We start from the raw sequence: 20,102 nt of genomic DNA on the forward strand, positions 1-20,102 counted from the left end.
CCGTCAGCCGGCGATCATTGCGCCGTCGACCACATGTTCGGCCCCCGACACGAAACTGGCTTCGTCCGACGCCAGGAAGAGGACGACATTGGATACTTCCGAAGGCTGGGCGAGGCGGCCCAGAGGGATGGCCGCCGCCGCGCCGCCGCCCTGCTCGTCGGTCGCGGCGATCATCATGGGCGTCAATATGTAACCGGGATGCACCGAATTGACCCGGATGCCGGCATGGCCGAATTGTGTCGCGATCAGCTTGCTCATGCCGCGCACGGCAAATTTGCTGGCGCAGTAGGCGGCGTTGGAGGATTCTTTCGTGCCCAGCATCCCGGCAATCGAGGAGATGTTGACGATCGATCCGCCGCCTGCCCCGATCATGCCGGGAACGACCGCCTTCATGCCCAGGAACACGCCCAGCTGGTTGATCGCGCAGACCTGCAGAAACTCGGCCTCCTCGAAATCCAGCAGGCCCTTCACCGGGCCGATCACGCCCGCATTGTTGACGAGGACCGTTACCGGGCCGAAGCGACTTTCCGCCGCGGCGACGACGTCGGTCCAGTCCTGCGCCTTGGCGACGTCGTGGCGCAGAAAAAGCGCCGCATCGCCCAGCTCGGTCGCCAGCGCCTTGCCGCCCGCCTCATTCACGTCGGTCAGGACGACCTTGGCGCCCTCCCGCACGAACAGCCGCGCATGGGCTTCGCCCATGCCCTGCGCCGCGCCCGTGATGATGGCGACCTTGCCGGCGAGCCTGCCCATGGTTCAGGCCGCTACCGTCTGCTTGGCGTCCGACAGTTTCGGCGCGACCTCCTTGACGAGCAGTTCCATCGACCGTTCCCAGGGTTCGGGATTGTCGATATAGTCGTGGCTGTAGACCAGCAGCGTGCCGAACGGCCCGCCCAGTTCGCCGAACCAGGCCTCCATCTTCTGTCGCACGGTCTCGACCGATCCGACGATCCAGACATGTTCGGCCAGATAGTCCGCATCCACGTCCGCAGGATCGACCGACGGGTCATGGAGCAGGCCCTTGAGAACGCCGAAGCGCTCATAGGTCGGCTTGATATATTCCTTCCAGGCAAGGCCTATGCCGCCCTCGGTAGCGAGCTTGCGCGCTTCCTCGTCAGTGTCGGCGACGATCACGTCGCGCACGACGCGGTGGGCCGACCGGTCGGACTCGCGCCCGGCTGCCGTCATCGTGTCGCGGTAGGTTTCGAAATGGCTGCGCAGGAATGGATTGCCGGCATAGACCGACGCAGGCAGGAAGCCATGCGTGCCGGCAAAGCCGATCGAAGGCGACGGCGCACTGAGGCCCGTCATCGCCATCTGCATCGTCCCGCCCCATGGGCGCACGTCGCGCAGGGGCTTGTTGGGATTGGCTTGCGGGAAACCCGCGTTCCAGAACTGCCCCTCAAACTCGAAAGGCTCGCCCTTCCAGACCCGCTCCATGATATCGATCGCTTCGAGCATCATGGCGTGATTGCCCGACATGTCCTTGATCCCGCGCACGGCGGCATCGGTCGGGTAGGCGCCGGTAGCGACGCCCAGCATATAACGCCCTTCCAATATCTGACTGAGCCAGGCGGTCTGGATCGCGAGCGTGGCCGGATGATGATAGGGCAGAAGATGGGCCAGCGGCCCGAACTTGATCTGGCTGGTCTGCAATGCAGCGGCCGCGATCACCAGTTCGGGGCTGGGAATGCCTTCCCAATTGAGCGTGCCATGCTCACCGACCCAATATTCGCTGAAGCCGATCTTGTCCGCGTGCACCGCCTGACGCAGCGCCCATTCGAACACCTGCCGCGGCGTACGCTCTGGGCGCACGAACGGCGTCTGGAACATCCCAACCTGCATCACTCACCTCTTCTACGAATATTTTTCCATGGCTGGGGCAGAACCTCATCCATGGTCCTTCCATTCGACCAATATGCCGGCCGGATCAAATCGCATCACGCTGCAAAATTTCAGACGGAACGCCTCCCCCGCCGCACCGAAGCCCGGCAGGTCCACCCTCGCCGTTCCGACATACCAGGCCTCGCGCACGACGATGTCTCCCGCGACCGTCACCCGTTCGGGCGCCTCGAAATGACGATCCGGCACATAACTACCGGCAAAGTCGCGCAGCACCCCCAGCAGCGCATCGCGACTGGTCATCACGAAGGCACGATTGAAATGCGCGAAATCGAGGTCTGGCGCGATCATGCGCTCCATCGCATCGAAATCCTTGGCGTTATAGGCCCGGATCAAAGCTTCCGCCGCGGCGGCTACGTCAACCATTTCCATTCTCCCGGCACATGGAAACATGTGGCAACCGGCCTGTAATTCTGGAAAGGCATAGGGAAATAGTGGGATAACGTCCCATCTTCCTCTCCTTCATTCTGCGCCGTCCGGCCCAGCAATCTGTTCTCTTATGCCGATCTAGCTACATCTCGACCCGCATAAGGTCAATTATAAAATCGACGTTTTATCGGAAATTTTGAGCTGCCGGAGAAGCATACGTTCCCAAGCGACCGCTTTCCGCCATTTCCGCCGCAAGACGCCGTTATTCTTCGTGCTTATTTTCCCGCACCTGTCAGGCTTTGGGGTTGCAGAGGATGCCAAGCCAAGGCAGTAGAGTGTGACAGAAGCGTGTAATGGGCGGCATCCGCAGTCCGGGCGCCGCATGGATTTGGAGGCCTTCGTGGCGACAAAAGAGGTCGTGGGAGAGTCGGAGCAGATCGCATCGAACACCGCGAGCGCGTGGGACAGCCTGCTGGAGGAAATCGCTCACCGCCCAAAACGGGCGACGGAGCGCAAGCAGGACCGCGCCAAGCGCACCGAGCAGCAGATATTGAACGCGGCGCTGCGGGTGTTCGCGCGCGATGGCATTTCCCGCTCGCGGATTGCAGACATCGCTGCGGAGGCCGGCATTTCCACCTCCACCCTCTATGAATATTATAAGAGCAAGGAGGATCTGGCTTATGATGTGCCATTGTCCCACCTCGCCGAATTTTTCGAAAGCTATCATGCGAACGCGGCCAGCCGCACTTCGGCGCGCGAAAGGCTGCTGCTCTATCTGGTGATGTCGGCGGATTATGCGCGCGAACATGCCGAATGGGCACGGCTGCTCTATCTGGAAATTTGGCCTAGCGTCTTCGTCAGCGACACCGAACTGCGCCACAGCATCGACGACTTCACCCGCGTCATCCTGTTCCTGGTGAAGGAGGGCGTCGCCGAAGGCTGGGTTGCGCCGGACCGCAATCCCTATGAAACGGTCGCGCTGCTGATCGGCGGCGTCAACCAGCTCATCATCACCTGGCTGCTCTATCGCAAGCCCAAGAATCTGACACGGGCGGGCAGCGAGATGGCCGAACGGCTGATCGCGATGCTGGAGAATGAAGTCCGCCGGTAAGGCGGTGCGAACCGATGATTTAGCGATCCTCATAGCGCGGCGCGCGATGGTCCAGAAAGGCGCGCACGCCCTCCGCCCCGTCGCTGCCTGCCGTCAGTTGCGCAGTGAAGCTTTGCGCGTCCAGATAAGCTTCTGTCCAGCTCATACCCTCCAGCCGGGCGGACGCGACCTTGCGCGCGCGGATCGCAGGCAGGCTTTTCCCCGCAATGGCGCGCGCGAGCGCCATGGCGCGGGGCAGAACTTCGGCGGCGGGCAGGACATAGTTGAAAAAGCCCGTCGGTTCGAGTTCGCGCGCGGTGAAGCGCGCGCCGCTGAAGAGCATCTCGCGGATCTTGGCTTCGGGCATGTTCACATGGGCGAACAGCCCCGCCCCGCCCGCGACCAGTCCATAATCGATCTCCGGGCAGGCGAAGGCGGCATCCTCGGCGGCGATACGCATGTCGCACAGCGCCGCCAGGATCATGCCGATGCCGATCGCCGCGCCCGATATGGCGGCGATCACCGGCCGGTCGAGCCGATAGAAGCGCGGCAGTTGGGCGTTGATGAAGTCGTAGCGCGCCTTGCGCCCCGCGACGTCGATTCCATCGAAATCATGCAGGTCCGCGCCGCCGCACCAGGCGCGCGCACCCGGCGGCGCCGCCAGCACGATCGCCCTGATATCTTCGCTTGCCGCGACATGATCCGTGAAGGCGCCGATGGCTTCATAGACGTCGATCGACACGGCATTGACGGGCGGTCGATCGAACAGGATGAGCGCGACGCCATCGTCCATGACGGCCAGGGTGAAGGCGCCGAACGTCTCCCGGCGCAGGACAGATGCGGTCATCGTAGCGGATTTCCTGTAGCCAAGGGCCGGTAGGCAGGATCAGACATCCCACTCCAGGGTGAACGGCTTCACACTGCCCACGATGCCGTTGGAAAATCGCAGCAGCTCGTCCTTCGCCAGTCGAAATTCGGGAATGCGGGCGAACCATTCGCGCAACACCGTCTTCATCTCGATCCGCGCCAGATGCGCACCGGGACAGGTGTGCGATCCCTTGCCGAAGGTGGAATGTTTGCGCGCCGTGCGGCCGAGGCGGAATGCGAGCGGATCGTCGTTCATCGCATCGTCCAGCGCGACGACGACGGTCGGCGCCATCACCATCTCGCCGGCCCTCAGCTCCACGCCTTCGAACGTCCCGTCCTGTTTCACTTCGCGCGAGGAAGACACGACCGGGAAGCGGCGGAAGAATTCGAGCAGCGCATCGTCTATCCGCGACGGATCGGCGGCGATCGCCCGACGCAGATCATGATCGCGGGCGAGATAGGAGAAGGTGAAGCCGAGCATGTTGACGACGGTATCGAGGCCGCCCACCAGTACCTGGATACAGATATTCTGCGCCTCCAGATCCGTCAGCGGCCGGCCGCCGACCTGGCCGTTCACCATGCGGCTGATCATGTCCTGTCCGTCCGCGCCACGCCGCGCCGCAATGACCGGGGTCAGATAGTCGCGGAACAGTTGGGAGACTTCCGGATAGGTCAGCGACCCGTCAGGCCGGGTGAACTGGTCGGCCAGATGCTTGAGCTTGGGCAGGTCATCCACCGGCAGGTCCACGATCTGCATGAAGATACGGACGGGCAGTTGCTCGGCAAATTCCTCCACGAAATGGCATTGCCCCTTCGCCCGGAAGCCCTCGATCAGGCTGACCGTCAGGTCGACGATGCTGTCCTCGATCGGCTTGAGCGGCTTTGGCCCCAGATTTTCGTTGAGCAGGTTGCGAAAGGGCCGATGTTCGGGCGGATCGAGCGACAGCGGAATGAGGCGATAGGCCTCCCCCGCCGTATCCTTGGGCACCAGCACCGTCCGGTTGGAGAAACGCTCTGAATCCGACATCACGACATCAGAAATATCCGCCCGCAACGCGACCCAATGCCCCCCATTATGCGGGGTCCACATCAGCGGATGGGGGACTTGCGCCATCAATTCATGCCAGCTGGCGTGAAAATCGCTGCCTTCCGGAACATCGCGATATATGTCGAAGTCAAAGACGCGATCGTCGGGTACATTGTCGGGCTGTTGCGCCAGCATCGTCGCCGGCGCGGTCATGTCCGAAGCCATATCACTCTCCCCATGGGCGGGCGCTGTGGCGCCCTGCATTGCTCGGCACCTTATCCGCGACGCCCGGCATATAAAAGATTTTTCGTCGGTTTTTACCTGTAATTTTTCGAAAGAATCCGGCATCATGGAAATATCAGCATAATTTTACGATAAATAGTCGGTTATTTGGAGAGCAATGATGCGATTGAAGGGCAAGGTGGCGATCATCACCGGCGCGGCACAGGGCATGGGCGCTGCACATGCCCGCCGCTTCGTGGCCGAAGGCGCCAAAACATTGTTCACCGACATCAACGAAGCCGCCGGCGCTGCGCTGTCCGAAGAGTTGGGCGACAATGCCCTTTTCGTGAAGCAGGATGTGACGAACGAAGCGGACTGGCGGATGGTCGTCGAAACGGCCGAGCGACATTTCGGCCCGGTCAGCGCTCTCGTCAACAATGCCGGCATCATCGGGCCCGTGGCCAAGGCGGCCGACCTGTCCGAAGCCGATTTCCTGAAGGTATGCGCGATCAACCAGACCTCCGTCTTCCTGGGCATCAAACATGCCGTCCCGTCGATGATACGCGCCGGCGGCGGCGCCATCGTCAATATCTCGTCCATTTCCGGCATCGTCGCCATCTACGGCACGCCCAACGTCGCCTACGCCGCCAGTAAATTCGCGGTCCGCGGCATCACCAAACAGGCAGCGATCGAATATGGCGAACATGCGATCCGCGTGAACTCCGTCCACCCCGGCTATATCCGCACGCCGATGATGACGCAGGCGCTGGACGACGATCAGATCAGGATCGCCAGCGGATCGGTGCCGATCCGGCGTGTGGGCGAAGTGGAGGACGTGTCGAACCTGGTCGTCTTCCTCGCGTCCGACGAAGCCGGCTTCATCACCGGCACCGAATATATCATCGATGGCGGGCTGACCGCCCTTTGACGGGCCGCGCGTCCCTGGCCGAATGGCGGCGCAACTGGCATCTGGTGCTGCTGACCGTCATCGGCATCACCTGCGTGCCGACGACGCTGCCGGTCTATACGATCGGCCTGTTCGTCGCGCCGCTGCAGGCCGATTTCGGCTGGAGCCGGGGCGCGATCCAGGGCGCGATATTGTGCAGCACCGGCCTGGGGCTGGCCGGTGGACCGTTTGCGGGCTGGCTGGTGCGACGGATCGGCCTCAAGCGAGCCATCCTGTCCGGCCTCATCGGCATGGGGTGCGCGCTTGCATTGGCGGCGGCGATCCACGGCTCGCTCTGGCAGCTCTACCTCGCCTATGCGCTGATCGCGCTGATCGGCGCCGGGACCAGCGCGGTGACATGGAGTTGCCTGATCGCGGAGCGCTTCTCGGCGAGCCGTGGACTGGCGCTCGGCATCGCGCTGTCAGGCAGCGGCCTGTCGGCGGTGTTGATGCCACGCCTGGTGATGCTGGGCATGGCATGGGGCGGATGGCGGACCGCCTATCTGTTGCTGGCGGGCTTCGCGCTGCTGGTCATCCTGCCGCTCTGTGCCTTGATGTTGCCACGAACGGGCAAATATGCGGCGGACGAAACCGCCACCTCGTCCTCGGGCCGGTCCGGCCTGCCGCTCGCTGCCGTGCTGCGCGACCGCCGCTTTTGGCTGATAGGAGCGAGCACGGCCGCCATCTATCTGGCGGTCGGCGGCATCATTCCCAATCTCGTCCCCGCGCTTGGCGACCGGGGGCTGCCGCTTGCGCAGGCTGTGACGATCATGGGCATATTGGGCGGCGCGATCATCGCGGGCCGAATCCTCGTCGGCCTGATGATCGACCATGTCTGGGCGCCGCTGATCGCCACCATCATCCTGCTGCCCGCAGCGGGCGCCTGCCTGCTGTTGATCAGCCATGCGGGCTTCACCGCCTATGCGGTCGCGGCCGCGCTGCTGGGCGCGGCGACGGGCATGGAATTCGACATGCTGGGTTTTCTGGTTGCGCGCTATTTTGGCCTTGCCGATTTCGCACGCATCTACGGCAGGCTTTATATGTTCGTCGCCGCGGCGGCCGGCACGGCGCCATGGGCCTATGGCGCGCTGTACGACCATCTGCGCAGCTACGACGTCGCCTTCATCCTGTCCGCGCTTCTGCTGGCGGGCGGCGCGGCCGGACTGCTCGCGCTCGGCCGCTATCCTGCCGATTCCGCCGACGAGCAATCGGCCTGACCCCGGTCCACCGAGCATATAAGCCGAAATTTCTTCACCAATATTCCCATGGACGCTGATATGTTGCATGGAACTTAAGGGGTTGCCGCCTATTCTGCTTCCCTGCCCCCGCACGGCATCATCATGGAGATCATAGTGCCAGCAAAAGACGTGATTACGGCCCAGCCGTCGATGGCGCCGGAATCCGACAAGGGCTGGGACAGGCTGCTGCGGGAAATATCCCATCGGCCCAAACGCGCCACCGAGCGCAAGCAGGACCGCAGCAAGCGGACGGAACAACAGATATTGACCGGCGCGTTGCGCGTCTTCGCGCGCGACGGCATCTCGCGATCCCGCATCGCCGACATCGCGGCGGAAGCCGGCATTTCCGCCTCCACTCTCTATGAATATTATAAGAGCAAGGAGGATCTGGCCTATGACCTGCCATTGTCTCACCTCGCCGAATTTTTCGAAAGCTACCATGGGGCGGCCGCGTCCAAGACGACCCGCGAACGGTTGCTTCTCTACCTCGTCATGTCCGCCGATTACGCACGCGAACATGCCGAATGGGCACGCCTCTTCTATCTGGAAATCTGGCCCAGCGTATTCGTGACGGACACCGACCTGCACCACAGCATCAACGATTTCACGCGCGTCCTGCTGTTCCTGGTCAATGACGCGATTGCGGAAGGGTGGATCGCGCGCGATCGCAACCCTTATGAAACCGTCGCGCTGCTGACCGGCGGCATCAACCAGATCATCATCACCTGGCTCCTCTATCGCAAGCCCAGGAACCTGACCAAGGCCGGCACCGAAATGGCCGAACGGCTGATCGCCATGCTGGAGATAGAGGCGCGCACGACGCAATGAAGCGGCTCGACGACAGGGACATTTGGCGGACCGGCGTCAATCCGTAGCGAAATGTTCACGCGCGAAGAGGCCGATCTGGTCCAGCGATCGATCCGCTTCCTCCAGGAAAGGGAAGAGCGTCCAGATATGCACCATGCCTTCAGCCAGAACCAGTTCCACGTCGCCGCCCGCTTTCCGTACGCCGGCGGCCAGTCGCACCGCGTCGTCGCGTAGCACCTCAGCATCGCTGGCGGTCAGGAAAAGCGGCGGCAAACCATGATGCTGGCCCCAGACCGGAGAAGCCAGGGCATGAGCGCGCGGATCGCGATCCTCGATATAGACTTTGCCCATTTCCACGATCATCACGCGGTCGATCAGGGGATCGACGCCATCCAGCGTGACGGCGGACTCCCCTTCCCCCGCCAGGTCGAGCAACGGCGATATGGCGACACCCGCCAGCGGCAGCGGCAGGCCTGCGTCCCGCGCCGCCATCAGGACCGCGATCGCCAGCCCCCCGCCGGCAGAATCGCCGCTCACGATCAAGCGATCCTCGCCATGACGGTCGAGCATCGCCCGATAGGTCGTCATCGCATCGTCCACCGCAGCCGGATAGACATGGTCGGGCGCCAATCGATAATCGGGCACGATCACCGACGCCTTGCAAACGCGCGATAGCCGTTCCGCGAAATTGCGATACGCCCTGGCGCTGCCCATCACATAGCCGCCGCTGTGGAAATGCAGCACGGCGCGGCCACCGGCGTCGCCGACGCTGCCCGCCGTCACCTGCAGCGCGGCGACCCCGTTCAGGTCGATAACCTCGATCCGGGCGTCGTCCGAAACAGGAAAGTTCGCGCAAAGCGCCTCGAACCCGTCGCGCCACGCATCGATCGGCGCGGTCGGTTCCGGCGTCGCCGCCCGAAACAGGTCGATCGCGCGCTGGTGCGCAGCGCTCTTGGACAGCCCGACCATGGCGCGGGTCAGGCCGCGGCCGTCGCGTAATCCCGCGCCATCGCCCTTGCGTCAGGAATGACCTTATCGCCGAACAGTTGCAACGACACCATCGCCTCGTCACGGCTCATGCCGCCATAGAAGAAGCAGCCGGCCAGGCTGATTTCCGGCCCCAGGACGCGGAGACGCTCCTCGACGCGAGCCAGCACCTGCGCCGGCGTGCCTACGCCCACCTGTGCGTCGACATAGGCCCTGGCCGCTGCCTCCACACCCATGTCGCGCAACGCGGCGGCCCCTTCGGCATAGGATTGATAGGCGGATGATTTGGCGAAATGGTCGCCGGTCATCTCATAATGGCGGACCACGGTCTGATAATAGTTGCCGGCATAGGTGTAGGCCAGTTCGCGCGCTTCGTCGGCATCCTCGCGGATCAGGTAGAAATCATCCATGATGATATGCGGCTGGCGATCGGGATGATGGGCACGGAAGGCGTCGCGATATTCGTTCAGCAGCGGCAACATGCCGTCCAGCGGCTTGGTGACGAAAGTCAGCAGGCGGCCGCCGATCTCACCAGCCGTGCGCGAGGATTCGGGCGACATGCCGACGGCGCAGAAACTGTCAGCCATCGACGCGCGCGGGGCGGGATGCACTGGGGTCGGGGTCTGCGGATAATATTTGCCCGTACCCTCGATCACCCCGCTGCGCAGTGCGCTCAGCACCATTTCGAGCGCCTCGTCGAACCGCTCGCGCGACTCGTCCATGGGAATGCCCATGTGGCTATATTCCATCTTGGCGAGGCCACGGCCGAATCCGGCGATGCAGCGGCCGCCACTCAGATGATCGAGGAACGCGAGTTTCTCGACCACCCGCAAGGGGTCGTTCCAGGGCAGGATCACCGCGCCGAGGCACAGTTTAAGCGTCGTGGTCCTGGCCGCGAGATAGCTGAGTGGCAGGAAATTGTCGGGACAGGCGGAATAGTCGATATCGAAATGATGTTCGGGGGAGCAGCAGATATCGAAACCCAGCCCCTCCACCTGTTCCATCAACGACAATTCGTCCTGAACGAATTGAAGCGGGCTGCGGATGTTGCCGGGATTCTGCCAAACAGGCGTATAGATGATGTCCATGAATCTCTCCTTGCTTTCGCAGGGCCGCTGCCTGAGCCGCCAATCTTGTCGTTATATCCGAAATATTATCGGATTATCATTGTTCGTCCATAGCGTTCGAGCGCATCGCCGGTGCGGTTTGGCGCATAAAAATCGGCGCCGTTCCCAATGTGGAAACGGCGCCAGTCGCCCCCTTATTTGATTTTGAACGACATGGTTACACCATAGGTCGCCGGCATTCCCGCCAGCCGGCCTGCGGACGCGCTCGCCGGCACGACCGCAGCGATGTAATATTTATTGAAGACGTTCTTGCCCCACAACATGACCTTCCAGGCACCGCCGGGCGCCTCATAGCCGAGCCTTGCATCCACGGTCGCATAGCCGGGAATCTTGTAGACCAGTCCAATCGGCGCCTGCTTGCGGAATTCGGCAGGATTGTCGGGCCACACGATCCGGCTGCCGCCCAGCGCAGCGTCTTGCGAACTGCGGAAATTGGTCGACACACCGACGAACGGACCTCCGTCGCCCGGGGCACGGTAATCGATCGAGGCCGTGCCCGACCATTCGGGCGTATAAGGCAGCGCGTCACCGAAAGCGCCGAAGTCATTGACCTCGCCGATGATATTATAGTCGCGCGGCGATACCGGCCCCTTCTGCAGTTTCGAGTTGAGATAGGTAACGCCCCCCGACAGCGTCAGGCCAGCGGCCGGACGGATCGTGACATCCGCTTCGCCGCCATAGATGCGGGATTTGGGGATGTTGATGAGGATATCGAGCACGCCGAAGAGCGGATCGAGCAGCTTGCCGCGGATCTGTTTGTTCCGGTAGTCATAATAGAAGCCCGCCGCATTGAACTGTACCGCACGGTCGAACAGCTGGGCCTTCAGGCCCGCTTCATAGGCCGTCACGGATTCCTGCACGACCGGCTGCAGGCCGACATAGCCCGACGCCGCGAGCGCCGGGAAGCTCCCAGCCTTGTAGCCGCGCGAGACGTTGGCATAGAGCAGCGTCGTGTCGGTCACCTTGTAATCGACACCCACCCGCCAGGAGACATTGTCTTCCTTCAGCGTCTTGCGGAAGGGCTCGCCGGGGACATTATTGTCATTGAGCGTGTAGCAGCCCTCCGGCCCGATCGGCGTGAACGGCGCTGTGCCGAGCAAACCGCCCAGGAAATTGAACAGGTCGTTCACATAGCCATTCGCGTCGGTGAAGCCGCAATTATAGGCCTTGTTCTTGGATTGGGTATAGCGCACGCCACCCTTGAGGGTCAGTTGCGAGCTGATATCAAATTCAAGATTACCGAACGCGGCATAGTTGGTGATCTTCTGCTTCATCAAGTCACCGCTGAAGTTGATGAACATCAGGCCGGCATTGTTGGTATCATTGTCGTAATAGCGCAGATGCTGAAGCTCGCTCGTCGTGCTGCGCTCATAATTGCCGCCGATGATATAGCGCAGCGCCGACGTGCTGGCGTTGGCGATCCGCAATTCCTGGTTGAAGGATGTCAGTTTGCCGTCCGATTTCTGAAGGTCGAAACCCACCGCGACCACGCCCTCGCCATCGGTGCGCTGATTTTGCTTGAAATGATCGTAGGTGGTGATCGACGTCAGGGTCATGTCGTCGGTAAGGTCATAATCCGCCCGGACCGAAGCCTGGATGAAGGTGCGCTTCGACTTGGGCGAAAAATCGGCGAGTTCGTCGGTCGGTGTGCCGGCAGGACCGCCATAGGGATCGACCGAAAAATGAGTCCAGTCGGCAACGCGCGCATTGCCATAGGCAAACGGCTGGTTGGCATAGATCGGCTTCACATTCGTAAAGTCGGTCGGGCTCATCGCCACATATTGGATCGCCTGCGGATCGGATGTGTCGCGCGACCCGTTGAGGTTGAACGCCAGTTTCAGCCGCTCCGAGGCCTGCCAGTCCAGCAGGATGCGGCCGGCGATATAATCCTGTGATCCATTGGTGTCGGTCGGGCGCGTCAGACTATACTGCCAGTCGTTGAGATGGTGCGCCGTCATCGCGATGCGGCCATTGAGATTTTCCGTCAGCGGCCCGCTGACATAGGCATTGCCGTCAATCTGGTTGAAGCGACCATAGGTGATGTCGCCCCCGGCTTCGAACGTATCGGTCGGCTTGGCGGCGATATAGTTGATCGCACCGCCGGTCGCATTCTGGCCGAAAAGCGTACCTTGCGGCCCCTTCAGCACTTCAATCCGCTCCAGATCGAAGGCGGCATGCGCCGCCATGACCGGAAAGGGCAGCGGCGCCTGGTCGATATAGACCGACACGGCCGGATAGACGCCCAGAGAGCTTTCGTTGAAGCCGACGCCACGCAGCGTGAAGATGGGCGTATTGGTGACCGACGGGGTGAAGGTAAGGCCCGGAACGGCGGACGCAACGTCGGAAAGAGAAACGATCTTGCGGTCCTGCAACTGCTCTGCGCTCAGCGCGGTAATGGTCAGGCCGACCTTGTTGATATTCTCCTGCCGCTTGTTCGCGGTCACGATGATGTCCGCATATTGCGCGGGCTGTGCGGTTGAATCCTGTGCTTCCTGAGCCTGCGCAGCGGTTCCCATGACCAGCCCCGCAACACCCGACAACAAAAGCGCCTTTGCAGCGTTCATTTCGGTATCCTCCCATTTTCTTCGCTTTTTACGAAGCCGAATTAGTATCGGATTTTTGAGCGCATCCTGTCAACCGAAATGATATATGGTCCTACCAATATAATTTATTTTTAAAATTCAATATGTTATTCTATAAATCTTGACCTGATCTACCATTATCCGTGCGCCTCTCGAAAAATCCGATATATCCTCGCCCAATGGCAAGCCCCTCGAAGCGGCGAATGGTTGACAACAGCGCCTTGCGCCTACAATCGATGCCGACGAAGCCGGCCATCGAAATGCTGCCTGAATCGCCCGTTTCTCGCCATAAAAAGAGATTGTGAAGCGTATGAGCCAATGCGCTCAAAGCATTTGCCTTTCTTTCGGCGCACCCGCTTGAGACGGGACGACAGGGCGGCTCGAAACAGTGCCGGACGATTTGCATATCGCAAATCGGGAATCAGCTTCAATCCGAATTATTTTCGGTTATTATCGATTCGCATAGAATGTGCGCGAAAAATCGGCGCGAGGAGAGGATCACCATGCCCCAGGATGTGCCCGGCCCCGTTCCGCTGAAGAGCGACCGGAGCGATGGCGTTCACTCGTCCCGCCTTGCCGTCCGCATCGTTGCCGGCCTGCTAGCGCCGATCGCTCTCGTCCTGTCGATCGCGGGTGGCCAGCTCATTCTGCTCGGCGGCTCTCCCTATTATCTGGCTGCCGGCCTGCTGATCGCCGCCGCAGCCATCTTCCTATGGCGGGGCGACCGGCGGGGCGCATGGATTTATGGCGCAATGCTGGCCGGAACATTGGCTTGGGCGCTCTGGGAAGCAGGTGGCAATGCCTGGGCGCTAGCGCCCCGCATCCTCGGCCCGACGCTCGTCGGACTGCTGCTGCTATTGCCTCCCGTCCGTCGGGGTTATGGCGCGCCGCCTATCCGTGGCGGCTGGTTCCCAGGCGGCGGCGTGCTGATGATCCTACTGTTCGCGGGCGGCGCCTGGCTGTCGCGGCCGGTCGCGCCCCACGATGCCAGTGCCTGGCCTGCCGCTGCGCCGCCCAGCGAATGGCGGCAATGGGGCAATGATGCGGGTGGCGATCGCTTCGCCACCGCTGCGCAGATCACCCCTTCTAACGTCGCCCGGCTGCAACCCGCCTGGTCGTTCGAAACCGGCGCGAAACCGCGTCCGGGCGGGGCCGGGGCGCTGGCGTTCGAGGCGACGCCGATCAAGATCGGCAATCGTCTGTTTCTTTGCTCGCCGCACAATGTCATCTTCGCGCTCGACGCGACCACCGGCCGCCAGCTCTGGCGGTTCGATCCGCAGACGAAGGATATGGGCCATGCCTTCGCCAATTGCCGCGGCGTCGCCTATCACGCCTTCCCGGACGCCGCCATGCCCTGCGGCGAACGGATCTACAGCGCGACGATCGACGCCCGGCTGATCGCAATCGACGCCCGCACCGGCGCGCGCTGCCGCGATTTCGGCCGTGATGGCGAAGTGTCGCTGGCCGACGGGATCGGCAATTATGCCTCCGTCCTCTATTATGTGACCTCAACCCCAGTCGTGTCGGGCAATGTCGTGATCACCGGCTCCTATGGCCTCGATGGACAGAAGATGGACCAGCCGTCCGGTGTCGTGCGCGGTTACGACCTGGCGAATGGCAAGCCTGTCTGGGCGTTCGACCCCGCCGCCCCGGAACGGGGCGCGCCGCAGGCGCGCTATGCGCCGGGCACCCCAAATATGTGGAGCGTGGCGAGCAGCGACGAGAAACTGGGCCTGGTCTATCTGCCCTTCGGCGTCGCCACGCCGGATTTCTTCGGTGGGCGCCGCTCGCCGGGCGCAGAGCGTTTCTCGAACGCCATCGTCGCCGTCGACAATCGCACCGGGCGGCCGCGCTGGACGTTTCAGACGGTGCATCACGACCTGTGGGACTATGACATCGCATCGCAACCCGTGCTGACCGACGTCCGCATCGGCAACAGGATGGTTCCTGCGCTGGTCAGCATCAGCAAGACGGGGCAAAGCTTCGTGCTGGACCGCGCCACTGGGCGGCCGCTGTCGCCGGTGGTGGAAAAACCGGTGCCGCAAGGCGCCGCTCCGGGCGACTGGACTGCCCCCACCCAACCCTTTTCCGTCGGCATGCCGTCCTTCGGGGCGCCGCCGCTCACCGAAGCCACGATGTGGGGGCTTACCCCGCTCGACCAGCTCTGGTGCCGCATCGCCTTTCGCAAACTGCGATACGAGGGCGCGTTCACCCCGCCCCGGCAGGACTGGTCGATCCAATATCCAGGCTCTGCCGGCGGCGTGAACTGGGGCAGCGTATCGATCGACCGGCAACGGCGCATCATGATCGTCAACAGCACCAACATGCCGACGCTCAACCATCTGATCAGCGCCAAGGAGGTGCAGACGCTGGGCCTCGCTCCCATGGGGACCCCGGGACAGAAGCCGTCGCTGGAACGTTTCCGCCTGGGCGTGCCGCAGACGGGCGCGCCCTATGGTGCACAGAATCACATGTTCCTGTCGCCGCTGGGCGTTCCCTGCATCCAGCCGCCGTTCGGCACGCTGAGCGCTGTAGACCTCGACAATCGCACGCTGTTGTGGAGCAAACCGATCGGCATGGCCGACAGCATGGGTCCGCTGGGCATCCCCTCGCACCTGCCCTTCACCATCGGGCTGCCGACGCTGGGCGGATCGATCACGACGAGCAGCGGTCTCACCTTCATCGCATCGACCCCAGACCGGCGCATACGTGCGATTGAGACGGCGACGGGACGACTGTTGTGGCAGACCAGATTGCCCGCCAGCGCCAACGCGACGCCGATGACCTATGTCGGGAATGACGGGCGGCAATATCTGGTGATCGCAGCGGGCGGCAGCGCTGCATTGGCCAGCAACGAGCGCAATGTCCTGGTCGCCTATGCCCTGCCGCAGGTCAGCCGACGCTGACCCGCGACAGAGCGGCATTTCAACGGGCGAGCAGGCCGCCGTCCACCGGCAGGCTGATCCCGTTGACGAAGGGGCAGAGGTCGGACAGCAGCCAGCGCGCCGCCTCCGCCACATCGTCGGGCTGACCGAAGCGGCCGACCGAATGGCGCACCAGCAGAGGCTCCAGCGCGGCGGCGAACCCGGCATCGTTGAACAGCCGCTCTTCCGTCATCGGCGTCAGGATCAGGCCCGGCAGCACCGCGTTGACGCGCACCTGCGTGTCGCCATATTCGCACGAGGCCGCACGGGTCAGGCCGGTCACGCCCGCCTTGGACGTGGCATATTCGGCCATGTTGGGCGATGCCGCCACCGCCGCGCCGGACGCGGTGTTGACGATGGCGCCGCCGCCCGACTGGCGCATCTGTGCGATCTCATGCTTCATACACAGGAACACGCCGTTCAGGTTGATGTCGATGACCCGTCGCCATTCCGCGAAGCTGAGGTCCGGCACGATCTTGCTGGCGAATTCGATGCCGGCATTGTTGAAGGCGCCGTCCAGGCGGCCGAAGCGCGCCACCGTCGCCGCGACCATGGCGGCGACCGAATTGTCGTCGGCGACATCGCAGGCGACGAAAGCGGCCTCCCCGCCTGCAGCGCAAATAGCTTCAGACGCCGCCGCGCCGGCATCCGCGCTCCGATCCGCAATCATGACGCGGGCGCCGTCGCGCGCGAACATATCCGCCGCGGAACGGCCGATCCCGGAAGCGCCGCCGGTCACGATGATAACCTTGTCTTTCAGCATGTCGGTCCTCTCCTTGCGTCCTGCCTCCCGCCCTGAATGACGGAATTGCAGATAAATTATCGAATTTTATCGGCATCCGACGTGCCGAACTCGTGATTATTGGCTTTATTTATTGCAATTTTTTGGATCACGTCAATATTTTCCGAATATATGTCGGATTGACAGTCTCTCGATTACCCGGCACAAGATCGCACCCAGAAGATGCGTCCGATACAACGGAGCGGGGAGAGGATTGCGCCATGCCACAATATGACAGCGCCCATCTGCAGCGCTTCCCTACAATCACTGGTGCGCTTTCCCACGCTTTGTCTCACGCCCAATTTCCATAATCGTCTGAACGCTGGGCAGCGCCTTGCGTGCGCCCCATGAAGCCGGAGAGAGAAATGCAATTTTTCGAAGACAGGATGCGGTTCGGGATTTTCATGGGGCCTTATCATAAGCCCGGTCTGAACCCGCTTGTATCATTTCAGCAGGACATGCAGACGATCATCAATCTCGACGAGCTGGGCTTCGACGAGGCGTGGATTGGCGAACATCATTCCGGCGGAATCGAGACGATCGGCAGCCCCGAACTGTTCATCGCCGCAGCCGCCGAGCGGACCAAACGGATCAAGCTGGGCACCGGCGCAATCACTCTGCCCTATCACAATCCGCTCTGGGTCGCGGACCGGATCGTTCAGCTCGACTATCAGACGCGGGGCCGCATGATGTTCGGCGTAGCGCCGGGCCAGCTGGTGCAGGACGCACAGATGATGGGCCTTCATCCCTCGCAGAACCGCCAGCGGTTGCAGGAAGCGCTGGAGGTTATCATCCCGCTGTTCAAGGGCGAACGAGTGACGCGCAAGACCGACTGGTTCGATCTGCAGGATGCGCGGCTGCAGATGCTGCCTTATTCCAATTTCGACATGGCGACGGTGAGCGTCCTGTCGCCGTCGGGTCCACTGCTGGCCGGTCGGCACGGCATGGGAATGCTCTCGGTCGCGGCCACCGACCCGGACGGAATCGAAAAGCTGCTCGGCCATTGGGAGATTATGGAGCAGGAAGCGGCCAGCCACGGCCAGCCCAAGCCGTCGCGCAGGGATTGGCGCCTGATGGGGCCGATGCACCTGGCCGAAACCATGGAACAGGCCAAGGAGGATGTCCGCTACGGTCTGTCGCTGCTGGAAGATTATCGCGCGCACATCAATCCGGCGCCCGACATTGACTGGTGGGATATCGACAAGATCGTCAACATGCTGAACGAAAGCGGCGCCGCGGTCATCGGCACGCCGGATATGGCGCGCGCGCAGATCAACCGCCTGATCGAAAAGTCGGGCGGCTTCGGCACCTATCTGCTGATGGGCGTCGACTGGGCGCGCTATCCCGCGACAATACGCAGCCACCAGTTGTTCGCCGAGGAGGTCATGCCTTATTTCAACGGCCTGGGCGATCCGCTGCGCAAGAGCTTCGACGAGGTCATGGCGACCGGCTATGCCGGCGCGCAACTCACCGCCGAAGCGCAGGCGTCGATGCTCGAAAAATATAAACGCGGATCGGTCTGAAGGGCCAAAGCCCCGCGCCCGGCGCGACCGACGACAGGATGCCGGCCGCATGATCGGCCCGCCCCGCAGGAGAGGATGAGCCCCATGCCGATAGCCTATAATGACGACGAAGCGATGGTGCTGGAGTTTCTGGATCATTGGGAAAGCGGCAATGTCGACGTGCTGCTCCGCTATTTTGCGCAAGGCGCCAGCTATATCGACATGCCGCTGCCGCCGCGCCACGGGATGGATCAGATCCGCGCCTATCTGGACAGCGTCTTTTCCGCCTTTGCGGTGCGGATCGAAACGCTCAGCATCGCCTCGCGCGACCGCATCATTTTCACCGAGCGGGTGGATTATCTGCGCTCCAATGCTGACCCGTCCATCGTCGTGCCACTGCCCGTTACCGGCGTCATGGAGGTGCGCGACGGCAAGATCCTCGCCTGGCGCGACTATCTGGACCTGCGCACGGCGGAGGAAGGGCTGGGCATCCCCATTCGTCCCACCGACGCGGCGCTGACCGGCATCCCCCTGAATCAGGGGCGGGCCGCATGACCGCCGGAACGATGGCGCTGTTCGTCGCCGCCACCCTGTTCCAGCTTGCCGGCGCGTCGATCCTGCCCGCGACCCGCGGCATGACCGCACCGTGGCCCAGCCTCGCCGTGTTCGCCTGTTATGCGATCGGCCTGATCTGCATGGCGCGGCTCGTCGTGTCGGGCGTCAACCTCAGCCTGCTGATTCCTATCATCACCCTGGCGATCATAATCGGATCTGTCGTCGTCGGCCTTGCCATCTATGGCGACAGCTCGTCGCCGATGAAGCTCGCCTGGCTGGCCGGCGCAGTGATTTGCATGGGCCTGTCCTTCACCGCCTGACCGTAACGACAAGGGAGAGGTATATGACACAGCCATTCGACGGCAAGGTCGCGCTTGTGACAGGCGGCGCTTCCGGCATCGGCGCAGCGTTCGCCCGCACCATCGTGCGCGACGGCGGCCGCATCGCGATCGCCGATCTCAACGAGGAAATGGGCCAGGCTCTGGTCGCCGAACTCGGCGCGGGCAAGGCCAGCTTCACCCGCACCGACGTATCGCAGCAGGACGATGTCATCGCCTTCGTCGACGGGGCAGCGGCACATTTCGGCCGGATCGACATGCTGTTCAACAATGCCGGCATCGGCGGCATGGGCACGACGCTCGATCTCGATGCCGCAACCTTCAGGCGGGTGATGGAGGTCGATCTCTATTCGGTCTTCTACGGCTGCAAGGCGGCGCTGCCGCACATGTTGCGCAGCGGATCGGGGGCGATCGTCAACAACGCCTCCATTTCCGGCATGCTCGGCGATTTCGGCATGACCGCCTACAACACGGCGAAGGGCGGTGTGATCAACTATACCCGCGCCCTGGCGATGGACATGGCCAAGTCCGGCATCCGCGTGAACGCTATCTGCCCCGGCTGCGTGGACACGCCGCTGTTCGCAGGGCTTAAGGCGGCCGAAAGCGTGTTCGACAATTTCATCCGCGCCGTTCCGATGACCCGGATCGGCCGGCCGGAAGAGATTGCCGAGGTCGTCGCCTTCCTGCTGTCGGACAAGGCGTCCTACATGACCGGCGCGGTAATCCCGGTCGATGGGGGGATCACCGCCACCTCCGGCTTCCCGGATCTGGCGCCCTTCATGGAGATATTGCAAAAAGGCTTCAACGCATGACGGCCGGGCCTGCAATCGGCACTGCGGAG

The 20,102-nt window shown here is 62.6% G+C and carries 18 protein-coding genes; 9 read left to right on the forward strand and 9 right to left on the reverse strand.

Translation table 11 applies throughout. The annotated features are described in order from the left end of the window. Window positions 1-3 precede the first annotated feature (3 nt). Genes ABT375_RS04910 through ABT375_RS04920 form a run of 3 tightly spaced genes read right to left on the reverse strand, consistent with a single transcriptional unit; the run spans window position 4 to window position 2,265 of the window. Window positions 4-750, reverse strand: a complete 747-nt coding sequence (locus ABT375_RS04910; RefSeq protein WP_224545942.1) for a glucose 1-dehydrogenase — start codon at window positions 748-750, stop codon at window positions 4-6. A 3-nt stretch (window positions 751-753) separates the two neighbouring features. Continuing rightward, window positions 754-1,842, reverse strand: coding sequence for an LLM class flavin-dependent oxidoreductase (locus tag ABT375_RS04915; RefSeq protein ID WP_261934449.1), 1,089 nt, complete (start codon window positions 1,840-1,842; stop codon window positions 754-756). Between the two features lie 45 nt (window positions 1,843-1,887). Further along, window positions 1,888-2,265: a nuclear transport factor 2 family protein gene (locus ABT375_RS04920; RefSeq protein WP_224545940.1), complete on the reverse strand. Its 378-nt coding sequence runs from the start codon at window positions 2,263-2,265 to the stop codon at window positions 1,888-1,890. Window positions 2,266-2,668: 403 nt separating this feature from the next. On the opposite strand from ABT375_RS04920, the gene ABT375_RS04925 reads away from it, so the two are divergent. After that, window positions 2,669-3,379 carry a TetR/AcrR family transcriptional regulator gene (locus tag ABT375_RS04925; protein ID WP_224545939.1) on the forward strand — a complete coding sequence of 237 codons (711 nt, stop codon included), beginning with the start codon at window positions 2,669-2,671 and terminating at the stop codon, window positions 3,377-3,379. A 19-nt stretch (window positions 3,380-3,398) separates the two neighbouring features. Here the strand turns inward: ABT375_RS04925 and ABT375_RS04930 are convergent, their stop codons facing one another. Next, complete coding sequence (locus tag ABT375_RS04930) at window positions 3,399-4,205, reverse strand: enoyl-CoA hydratase/isomerase family protein (RefSeq protein ID WP_224545938.1); 807 nt, start codon at window positions 4,203-4,205, stop codon at window positions 3,399-3,401. A 39-nt stretch (window positions 4,206-4,244) separates the two neighbouring features. Then, the gene (locus tag ABT375_RS04935; RefSeq protein ID WP_261934447.1) at window positions 4,245-5,477 is read right to left on the reverse strand and encodes a cytochrome P450; all 1,233 of its coding nucleotides are present in this window, start codon (window positions 5,475-5,477) and stop codon (window positions 4,245-4,247) included. A gap of 175 nt (window positions 5,478-5,652) precedes the next feature. Between ABT375_RS04935 and ABT375_RS04940 the strand changes: the two genes are divergently transcribed. The 3 genes from ABT375_RS04940 (at window position 5,653) to ABT375_RS04950 (ending at window position 8,486) form a co-directional block, all read left to right on the forward strand. Then, window positions 5,653-6,402: a glucose 1-dehydrogenase gene (locus ABT375_RS04940; RefSeq protein ID WP_224545936.1), complete on the forward strand. Its 750-nt coding sequence runs from the start codon at window positions 5,653-5,655 to the stop codon at window positions 6,400-6,402. Continuing rightward, window positions 6,399-7,637 (forward strand): MFS transporter, encoded by a 1,239-nt coding sequence (locus ABT375_RS04945; RefSeq protein ID WP_416464300.1) that lies wholly within the window; start codon window positions 6,399-6,401, stop codon window positions 7,635-7,637. The genes ABT375_RS04940 and ABT375_RS04945 overlap by 4 nt, the downstream gene beginning before the upstream one ends. Before the next feature lie 135 nt (window positions 7,638-7,772). Beyond that, window positions 7,773-8,486 carry a TetR/AcrR family transcriptional regulator gene (locus ABT375_RS04950; RefSeq protein ID WP_224545934.1) on the forward strand — a complete coding sequence of 238 codons (714 nt, stop codon included), beginning with the start codon at window positions 7,773-7,775 and terminating at the stop codon, window positions 8,484-8,486. A 36-nt stretch (window positions 8,487-8,522) separates the two neighbouring features. Here the strand turns inward: ABT375_RS04950 and ABT375_RS04955 are convergent, their stop codons facing one another. From ABT375_RS04955 to ABT375_RS04965, 3 genes are all read right to left on the reverse strand, one after another. After that, window positions 8,523-9,434 (reverse strand): alpha/beta hydrolase, encoded by a 912-nt coding sequence (locus ABT375_RS04955; protein WP_224545933.1) that lies wholly within the window; start codon window positions 9,432-9,434, stop codon window positions 8,523-8,525. An 8-nt stretch (window positions 9,435-9,442) separates the two neighbouring features. Next, the gene (locus tag ABT375_RS04960) at window positions 9,443-10,540 is read right to left on the reverse strand and encodes an LLM class flavin-dependent oxidoreductase (protein WP_224545931.1); all 1,098 of its coding nucleotides are present in this window, start codon (window positions 10,538-10,540) and stop codon (window positions 9,443-9,445) included. 173 nt (window positions 10,541-10,713) lie between these two features. Further along, on the reverse strand, window positions 10,714-13,143 hold the full coding sequence (locus tag ABT375_RS04965; RefSeq protein ID WP_416464301.1) for a TonB-dependent receptor: 2,430 nt from the start codon (window positions 13,141-13,143) through the stop codon (window positions 10,714-10,716). A gap of 521 nt (window positions 13,144-13,664) precedes the next feature. Between ABT375_RS04965 and ABT375_RS04970 the strand changes: the two genes are divergently transcribed. Further along, window positions 13,665-16,067 carry a membrane-bound PQQ-dependent dehydrogenase, glucose/quinate/shikimate family gene (locus ABT375_RS04970; RefSeq protein ID WP_416464302.1) on the forward strand — a complete coding sequence of 801 codons (2,403 nt, stop codon included), beginning with the start codon at window positions 13,665-13,667 and terminating at the stop codon, window positions 16,065-16,067. A 19-nt stretch (window positions 16,068-16,086) separates the two neighbouring features. Here ABT375_RS04970 and ABT375_RS04975 read toward each other — a convergent pair whose 3' ends face one another. Then, window positions 16,087-16,848 carry an SDR family NAD(P)-dependent oxidoreductase gene (locus tag ABT375_RS04975; RefSeq protein WP_416464303.1) on the reverse strand — a complete coding sequence of 254 codons (762 nt, stop codon included), beginning with the start codon at window positions 16,846-16,848 and terminating at the stop codon, window positions 16,087-16,089. Window positions 16,849-17,252: 404 nt separating this feature from the next. Between ABT375_RS04975 and ABT375_RS04980 the strand changes: the two genes are divergently transcribed. From ABT375_RS04980 to ABT375_RS04995, 4 genes are all read left to right on the forward strand, one after another. Next, window positions 17,253-18,389, forward strand: coding sequence for an LLM class flavin-dependent oxidoreductase (locus ABT375_RS04980; RefSeq protein WP_416464851.1), 1,137 nt, complete (start codon window positions 17,253-17,255; stop codon window positions 18,387-18,389). A gap of 84 nt (window positions 18,390-18,473) precedes the next feature. Then, window positions 18,474-18,923, forward strand: a complete 450-nt coding sequence (locus ABT375_RS04985; protein WP_261934438.1) for a nuclear transport factor 2 family protein — start codon at window positions 18,474-18,476, stop codon at window positions 18,921-18,923. Then, a complete protein-coding gene (locus tag ABT375_RS04990) occupies window positions 18,920-19,243 on the forward strand; it encodes a hypothetical protein (RefSeq protein WP_416464304.1) in 324 nt (107 codons plus the stop codon). The genes ABT375_RS04985 and ABT375_RS04990 overlap by 4 nt, the downstream gene beginning before the upstream one ends. Window positions 19,244-19,266: 23 nt before the next feature. Continuing rightward, window positions 19,267-20,073, forward strand: a complete 807-nt coding sequence (locus ABT375_RS04995) for an SDR family NAD(P)-dependent oxidoreductase (RefSeq protein WP_416464305.1) — start codon at window positions 19,267-19,269, stop codon at window positions 20,071-20,073. The last annotated feature ends 29 nt before the right edge of the window (window positions 20,074-20,102 follow it).

This window comes from Sphingomonas sp. VDB2 (genome assembly GCF_047946695.1).
Taxonomy (GTDB): Bacteria; Pseudomonadota; Alphaproteobacteria; order Sphingomonadales; family Sphingomonadaceae; genus Sphingobium; species Sphingobium bisphenolicum.

Coding starts and splice junctions, on each gene's coding strand:
- ABT375_RS04910 (WP_224545942.1), bottom strand. CDS start 750: ATGGGCAGGCTCGCCGGCAAGGTCGCCATCATCACGGGCGCGGCGCAG.
- ABT375_RS04915 (WP_261934449.1), bottom strand. CDS start 1,842: ATGCAGGTTGGGATGTTCCAGACGCCGTTCGTGCGCCCAGAGCGTACG.
- ABT375_RS04920 (WP_224545940.1), bottom strand. CDS start 2,265: ATGGTTGACGTAGCCGCCGCGGCGGAAGCTTTGATCCGGGCCTATAAC.
- ABT375_RS04930 (WP_224545938.1), bottom strand. CDS start 4,205: ATGACCGCATCTGTCCTGCGCCGGGAGACGTTCGGCGCCTTCACCCTG.
- ABT375_RS04935 (WP_261934447.1), bottom strand. CDS start 5,477: ATGGCTTCGGACATGACCGCGCCGGCGACGATGCTGGCGCAACAGCCC.
- ABT375_RS04940 (WP_224545936.1), top strand. CDS start 5,653: ATGATGCGATTGAAGGGCAAGGTGGCGATCATCACCGGCGCGGCACAG.
- ABT375_RS04955 (WP_224545933.1), bottom strand. CDS start 9,434: ATGGTCGGGCTGTCCAAGAGCGCTGCGCACCAGCGCGCGATCGACCTG.
- ABT375_RS04960 (WP_224545931.1), bottom strand. CDS start 10,540: ATGGACATCATCTATACGCCTGTTTGGCAGAATCCCGGCAACATCCGC.
- ABT375_RS04965 (WP_416464301.1), bottom strand. CDS start 13,143: ATGAACGCTGCAAAGGCGCTTTTGTTGTCGGGTGTTGCGGGGCTGGTC.
- ABT375_RS04970 (WP_416464302.1), top strand. CDS start 13,665: ATGCCCCAGGATGTGCCCGGCCCCGTTCCGCTGAAGAGCGACCGGAGC.
- ABT375_RS04975 (WP_416464303.1), bottom strand. CDS start 16,848: ATGCTGAAAGACAAGGTTATCATCGTGACCGGCGGCGCTTCCGGGATC.
- ABT375_RS04980 (WP_416464851.1), top strand. CDS start 17,253: ATGCGGTTCGGGATTTTCATGGGGCCTTATCATAAGCCCGGTCTGAAC.
- ABT375_RS04985 (WP_261934438.1), top strand. CDS start 18,474: ATGCCGATAGCCTATAATGACGACGAAGCGATGGTGCTGGAGTTTCTG.
- ABT375_RS04990 (WP_416464304.1), top strand. CDS start 18,920: ATGACCGCCGGAACGATGGCGCTGTTCGTCGCCGCCACCCTGTTCCAG.
- ABT375_RS04995 (WP_416464305.1), top strand. CDS start 19,267: ATGACACAGCCATTCGACGGCAAGGTCGCGCTTGTGACAGGCGGCGCT.